Origin of the sequence: Paraburkholderia strydomiana (assembly GCF_046030495.1) — a bacterium.
Lineage (GTDB): Bacteria > Pseudomonadota > Gammaproteobacteria > Burkholderiales > Burkholderiaceae > Paraburkholderia > Paraburkholderia strydomiana_A.
In genome coordinates, this window is sequence record NZ_JAQQCJ010000033.1 from 78,774 (window position 1) to 85,688 (window position 6,915).

Below are 6,915 nucleotides of genomic sequence, written 5' to 3' on the forward strand. Positions count from 1 at the left end.
ATTCGTAATCCTTGGAGATCATTCGATGAAAAAGTCGCTTCTCGCTCTTGCAGCACTGGGCGCATTCGCAGGCGTCGCACATGCTCAGAGCAGCGTGACCCTGTACGGCATTATTGACGTTGGTATCAACATGAATACCAACGCAAACGGCAGCCACAAGTACGACATGTCCAGCGGCGTGATGCAAGGCTCGCGTTTCGGCCTGCGCGGCACGGAAGATCTGGGCGGCGGTCTGAAGGCAATCTTCGTGTTGGAAAACGGTTTTGACGTGACCAACGGCAAGCTGGGTCAAGGCGGCCTGATGTTCGGTCGTCAAGCTTACGTCGGCCTGTCGAGCCAGTTCGGCACGGTCACGCTGGGTCGTCAGTACGACTCCGTCGTCGACTACGTCGGTCCGCTGGAATCGGGCGACCAATGGGGCGGCTACATCGGTGCTCACCCGGGCGACATCGACAACTTCAACAACGCATACCGCACCAACAACACGGTCAAGTTCACGAGCGTGAACTACGGCGGCCTGACGTTCGGCGGCACGTACAGCCTTGGTGGCCAGGCAGGCAACTTCACCGGCAACCAGATCTGGTCGTTGGGTGCTGGCTATAACAACGGTCCTCTCGTGTTGGGCGTCGGCTACTTGAACGCACGCACGCCGGCAGCGACGGGCGGCCTGTTCAACAACGGCGGCACCACGACGGCAGCGGGTGCTGCCGTGACGAACCCGATCTACGGTGGCTTCACGTCGGCTAACACGTACCAGGTGATCGGTGCGGGCGGCGCATACACGTTCGGCGCGGCAACGATCGGCCTGACGTACTCGAACATCCGCTTCGCCAACCTCGGCAAGACGTTCGCGTCGCAGGTCACTGGCCAGTCGGCTACGTTCAACAACGGCGAAATCAACTTCAAGTATCAGTTGACCCCGGCATTGCTGGTCGGCGCAGCGTATGACTACACGCGCGGCGCGGAAATCAACGGTGCGGACCGCGCTCAGTACCACCAAGGCTCGGTGGGCGTGGATTACTTCCTGTCCAAGCGTACCGATGTCTACGTGATCGGCGTGTACCAGCATGCTCTGGGCGAAACGCTCAACCAGGCTGGCGCTCCGGTCGACGCAACGGCAGGCATCAACGGCCTGACGGGTTCGACGAGCAACAACCAGTTCGCGGCTCGCGTCGGCATCCGCCACAAGTTCTAATAAGTTGTAAAAAAGCAGTTTGCCTCCAAGGCGCCTTCGGGCGCCTTTTTTTATGGCGGATTGCGCTGTGTTGCGTGGTGCGATGTGATGGCGAAAGAGAAAGCCCCGCAGACGAAGGTCTGCGGGGCTTTCTCTTTCGCTATGCATTAGCTTGCGTCAGCTTCGTGCCAAATCAGGCGCCTTGATGGTCGCCTTATGCCCGCCCGTCGCGCAACTCGCGGCGCAGAATCTTGCCGACATTGCTCTTCGGCAGTTCCGCGCGGAATTCGACGATCTTCGGCCGCTTGTAGCCGGTCAATTGCGTCTTGCAGTACGCGAAGATATCCGTGTCGGTCAGCGCCTCGTCCTTCTTCACGACGAACAGCTTGACGGCCTCGCCCGAGTGCTGGTCCGGCACGCCGACCGCGGCGACTTCGAACACGCCCGGCAACTTGGCGACCACGTCCTCGATTTCGTTCGGGTATACGTTGAAGCCGGACACCAGAATCATGTCCTTCTTACGGTCGACGATCTTCACGAAGCCGTTGGCGTTCATCAGGCCGACGTCGCCCGATTTGAAGAAACCGTCCGGCGTCATCACCTTGGCGGTTTCGTCCGGCCGGTTCCAGTAGCCGGCCATCACCTGCGGGCCGCGAATGCAGATTTCGCCCGGCTGACCGAGCGGCACTTCGTTGCCTTCGTCGTCGCGAATCGACACTTCCGTGGACGGTAGCGGCAAACCGATCGTCCCGCTGTATTCGGTGACGGTCACCGGATTGCACGTCACGCACGGCGACGTCTCCGACAACCCGTAACCTTCGACGATCGGCGTATTCGTCAACTCGTACCAGCGTTTAGCGACCGCCTCCTGCACGGCCATGCCGCCGCCATTCGCGGTGAGCAGTTTCGAGAAGTCGAGCTTGTGGAAGTCCGGACTGTTCAGCAACGCGTTGTACAGCGTATTGACGGCGGGGATCGTCGTGATCGCATAACCTTGCAGCGCCTTGATCATGCCGGGAACGTCGCGCGGATTCGGAATCAGCACGCCAAGGCCGCCGGTGCGGATCGTCAGCAGCCCGCATACGGTCAGCGCAAACACGTGATAGAGCGGCAATGCTACGACGGTGATGCACTGATCGATGTCCGGACGGTTCTCGCGAACCGGATTGAGCCAGACTTCCGACTGCAAGACATTGGCGATCAGGTTCCGATGCAGCAACGTCGCGCCCTTGGCCACGCCGGTCGTTCCGCCTGTGTACTGGAGAAATGCGACGTCGTCCGGACCTTGTGGCACCGGCTTGAAGTGCTGGCGCCCGCCTTCCGAGATCGCAGTGTTGAATCTGATGTGACCCGGCAGATTCCACACCGGCACCATCTTCTTCATCTTGCGCACGACGAAGTTGACCAGCGTGCCCTTGATGCCCATCAGATCGCCCATCGCCGCCACAACGACGTGCTTGACCGAGGTATTGCGCACGATCGCTTGCAGCGTGACCGCAAAGTTTTCGAGCAGGATGATCGCTTCCGCGCCGCAGTCCTTCAACTGATGTTCGAGTTCGCGCGGCGTGTACAGCGGGTTCACGTTCACGACCACGTAACCCGCTCGCAGAATCGCGGCAATCGCGACCGGGTATTGCAGCACGTTCGGCATCATGATCGCGATGCGCGCGCCGCGCGCGAGGCCCTTCGCCTGAAACCACGCAGCGAGCTTGCGCGAAAGCGCGTCGAGCTCGCCGTAGCTGATCTCCTGGCCCATGCAGACGAATGCCGGTTTGGCGCGATGCTCGCGAAAGGCCTCTTCGAGCAGCTCGGCAACCGATGAATAGCGCGTTGCGTCGATGTCTGCGGGAACGCCGGGCGGATAGGAATTCAGCCAGATTTTGTCCATGCAGCGTCTCCTGATTTATTTTCGAATGGTCGTGCTAAAAACGCATCGTAGCATGGGCACCTCGTCGCTATTCGCGAAATGCGGCCGGGTTAGACGATAGCCTCCAACCCGCGGGGAGGCGAGCGCTGCAGGGATTGCTAGCGGGTCTCAGACACGCTCGACTTCGACGAGGCAGTCGTAGAAAGTGGCGGATCCGCCCAGATCGGTGAGCGCCTGGCTCGTCACCTGGTTCGCATTGCGACCGTCTGGCGCAAGCTTTTTCCACCAGATGGAGAGGCCGACGACCAGCCCTTCGCGCGCTTTGTCGGTGACGCGGGCGCGCGCTTGCATCGAGCCGCGATCGTTGAAGATGCGCACCTGAACACCGTCGACGATGCCCCGCGCGTGCGCATCCACAGGATGGATGTCCAGATGCGGCTCGCCTTCCGTCGCGCGCAGGCTCTCGATATTGACGAACGTGCTGTTCAGGAAATTGCGGGCGGGCGGCGAGATCATCGCGAGCGGGTAACGCGCGGCGAGTTCGGGCGCACCGTCGGCGGATTCGTAGGGCGGCAGATAGTCGGGCAACGGATCCAGGCCTTGTTGCGCGAGGCGTTCACTGTAGAACTCACATTTGCCGGACGGCGTTCTGAAGCCACCGTCGGCGAAAGGCGCGTCGGGCAGATTCAGCTTCGCCCAGCCGACCTTCTTCAGCGTCTCCCAGTCAGCGTCGTCCAGCGTGCTGTCCTGCCAGCGGAAGGCGGCCTGTGCAACGGCTTCGTCGCTTTCGAACAGCGCCGGTTCGTCGAGACCCATCCGGCGTGCGAGGCCACGGAAGATTTCCGTGTTCGGACGTGCGTCTCCGACCGGGGCGATCGCCGGCAAGTTGAGCATCACATGCGTGTGACCGTACGACTTGTGCACGTCGAGATGTTCGAGCTGCGTCGTCGCGGGCAGGAGCAGATCGGCATAGTCCGCAGTGTCAGTCTGAAAATGCTCGAGGACGATCGTGAACAGGTCTTCGCGCGCGAAACCCGCCGCGACCCGCTCCGAGTCCGGCGCGACCGCAACAGGATTCGAGTTGTAGACGACGATGGCTTCGAGCTTGGGGCCGAACGCGGCGTCGCCCGGATGCAGCAGCGCGTCGCCAATCGCGTTCATATTGATCACGCGGCTTGGCTTGGCGGGCCAACCCGGCATCAGGTCCGGACGCTGCAGCGCATGCGAATCGACCGGTGCCCAGCCTCCCGATGAAAGCAACGCTCCGCCCGCTCTTTCGCGCCATGCGCCCGTCAGCGACGGCAGGCAAGCAATCGCGCGTACGGCGTTGCCGCCACCGCGCACCCGCTGCAAGCCGTAGTTCATGCGAATCGCGGCCTTCTTCGTACTGCCGTAAAGTCGCGCAAGATCGACGATCACCGACTCTTCGATACCGCAAATCTCGCTGACGCGCGACGGCGGATAACTGAGCGCACGCGCCTTCAGTTCCGCGAAGCCCAGTGTGTGAGCCGCAATGTAAGCGTGATCGAGCAGGTTCTCCGTGATCAGCACGTGCATCATGCCGAGTGCTAGAGCGCCGTCCGTGCCGGGCTTCAGTGCAATGTGCTGGTGGCATTTTTCCGCCGTCAGCGAACGGTACGGATCAATCGCAATCAGACGCGCGCCACGACGCTTGGCTTCCTGGGCGCGGGTCCAAAAGTGCAAATTCGATGCGATGGGATTCGCGCCCCAGATCAGGATCACCTCGCTCTCGGCGAAAAACTCCGTGAGCATGCCGATGCCCGCGCCATACGTGTACTTCAAGCCGGCTGCGCCGGCCGCCGCGCAAATCGTGCGGTCGAGCTGCGAGGCGCCGAGCTTGTGAAAGAACCGCTGCGCAATGCTGTCGCCCTGCACCAGCCCCATCGTGCCGGCATAGCTGTAAGGCAAGATCGCCTCCGGCGAACGGCGCGCAATCTCCGATAGACGGGTGGCCGCGAGTTCTAGCGCTTCGTCCCAGGTGATCGACTCGAAGCGGCCCTCGCCTTTGCGGCCGACACGCTTCATCGGCGTGGTGAGCCGGTTCGGATGGTACACACGCTCCGCATAGCGGCTGACCTTGGTACACAACGCGCCTTGCGTCGGAGGATGCTCGGGATCACCGGCAATCTTGATCGCCCGGCCATTCTCGACAGTCACACGCATCGCGCAAGTGTCAGGGCAATCGTGCGGGCACACGGCGCGAGCGAATTCAGTCGGGGCGTTCATTGTCGGAGATTCGTCGAAGAAGCAGTAAGCGGTGAGTTAAGCGGGATTTTATTACGTCCATCGGCAGTTAGCCTGGATGGTGCCGCCAAAATTGCCTTCGGCGTAGAATCGTTTATCACCGTGCCCGGGTCGATTTGACCCCGAGCGATCCAACGCAAGTCAAAGCACAAGCGCAATATCACTCCATCATGAAACTGATCCCAGAAATCCAAGCCGCTCACGGCGAAATCCAGACCCTTCGACGAACAATTCACGCCAACCCTGAACTGCGTTACGAAGAGACTTCGACTGCAGATCTCGTTGCCAGAACGCTTGAGTCCTGGGGCATTGAGACTCATCGAGGATTAGGCAAAACCGGCGTGGTCGGCATCTTGAAGCGTGGCAATAGTTCTCGCGCCATTGGCCTGCGCGCTGATATGGACGCGCTGCCGATCCAGGAATTGAACAGCTTCGATCATCGGTCGAAACACGACGGCAAAATGCACGCATGCGGCCATGACGGACATACCGCGATGCTTCTCGGGGCCGCGCGGCATCTGGTCAAACACGGCGAATTCGATGGCACGATCGTATTCATTTTCCAGCCGGCTGAAGAAGGCGGTGCCGGCGCCCAGGCGATGATCGACGACGGTCTGTTCGTCAAGTTTCCGGTCGATGCGGTGTTCGGCATTCATAACTGGCCGGGAATGCCGGCGGGGCACTTCGGCGTGACCGAAGGCCCGATCATGGCATCGAGCAACGAGTTCCGTATCGAAATTAAAGGCGTGGGCTCGCACGCGGCGCTCCCGCACAACGGCCGAGATCCCGTCTTTACAGCGGTGCAGATCGCAAACGGGCTGCAGAGCATCATCACGCGGAACAAAAAGCCGCTCGATACTGCAGTCCTGTCCATTACCCAGATTCACGCCGGCGACGCGGTCAATGTCGTCCCAAATGATGCCTGGATCGCCGGGACGGTTCGGACATTCACCACTGAAACACTCGATCTGATCGAAGCGCGCATGCGCAAGATCGCTGAAAGTACAGCCGACGCTTACGATTGTTCCGTCACGATCCACTTTCATCGAAATTATCCGCCGACTATCAACAGTGGCGAAGAAGCCCGTTTCGCAGCTTCGGTTATGAAGGAGGTCGTTGGGGCAGAGAATGTCGACGACGCAGTTGAGCCCACAATGGGCGCCGAGGACTTCTCGTTCATGCTGCTGGCGAAGCCGGGTTGTTACGCATTTTTGGGCAACGGCGACGGCGGCCATCGGGATGCCGGTCATGGAGCCGGCCCTTGTATGCTGCATAACGCGAGTTACGATTTCAACGACGAGTTATTGCCAATCGGGTCGACGTATTGGGTTCGTCTGGCACACCGGTTTCTGGCGCAAGGAAAATAGCGGTCGTGATGTGAGGCGGCGTTTGTGCAGCGCCGCTTGGATTGCGCTGCCGAGCGGGCGCGTGATGGCGTTGGTAATGTGATTGGCGGGAAATGTACTCGCGCCATTTAGCACTGCTGGTGTATGCAGACGCGCTGCGGATCGGGAAGCGCTGAGGTACGGGTGTGGAGCGTACGGGCGAAGCCGCCGCCCGGTCTTTTTCCGTTAGTCCGCACGACGCTGTTCCCGCGCCCGCTCCCACG

General features: G+C 60.8%; 4 protein-coding genes. 2 read left to right on the forward strand and 2 right to left on the reverse strand.

Features of this window, described 5'->3' with window-relative positions:
• Positions 1–25 precede the first annotated feature (25 nt).
• Complete coding sequence (locus PQQ53_RS31240; RefSeq protein WP_408150319.1) at positions 26–1,195, forward strand: porin; 1,170 nt, start codon at positions 26–28, stop codon at positions 1,193–1,195.
• A gap of 193 nt (positions 1,196–1,388) precedes the next feature.
• Here PQQ53_RS31240 and PQQ53_RS31245 read toward each other — a convergent pair whose 3' ends face one another.
• Complete coding sequence (locus PQQ53_RS31245; RefSeq protein ID WP_408328419.1) at positions 1,389–3,062, reverse strand: long-chain fatty acid--CoA ligase; 1,674 nt, start codon at positions 3,060–3,062, stop codon at positions 1,389–1,391.
• Positions 3,063–3,209: 147 nt separating this feature from the next.
• Positions 3,210–5,288, reverse strand: coding sequence for a molybdopterin-containing oxidoreductase family protein (locus tag PQQ53_RS31250; RefSeq protein WP_408328422.1), 2,079 nt, complete (start codon positions 5,286–5,288; stop codon positions 3,210–3,212).
• 188 nt (positions 5,289–5,476) lie between these two features.
• Between PQQ53_RS31250 and PQQ53_RS31255 the strand changes: the two genes are divergently transcribed.
• Complete coding sequence (locus tag PQQ53_RS31255) at positions 5,477–6,673, forward strand: M20 aminoacylase family protein (RefSeq protein ID WP_408156774.1); 1,197 nt, start codon at positions 5,477–5,479, stop codon at positions 6,671–6,673.
• Positions 6,674–6,915 lie beyond the last annotated feature (242 nt).

What these genes read in the sequence shown, in the direction of transcription:
- PQQ53_RS31240 (WP_408150319.1), top strand. Translation starts at nt 26, where the DNA reads ATGAAAAAGTCGCTTCTCGCTCTTGCAGCACTGGGCGCATTCGCAGGC.
- PQQ53_RS31250 (WP_408328422.1), bottom strand. Translation starts at nt 5,288, where the DNA reads ATGAACGCCCCGACTGAATTCGCTCGCGCCGTGTGCCCGCACGATTGC.
- PQQ53_RS31245 (WP_408328419.1), bottom strand. Translation starts at nt 3,062, where the DNA reads ATGGACAAAATCTGGCTGAATTCCTATCCGCCCGGCGTTCCCGCAGAC.
- PQQ53_RS31255 (WP_408156774.1), top strand. Translation starts at nt 5,477, where the DNA reads ATGAAACTGATCCCAGAAATCCAAGCCGCTCACGGCGAAATCCAGACC.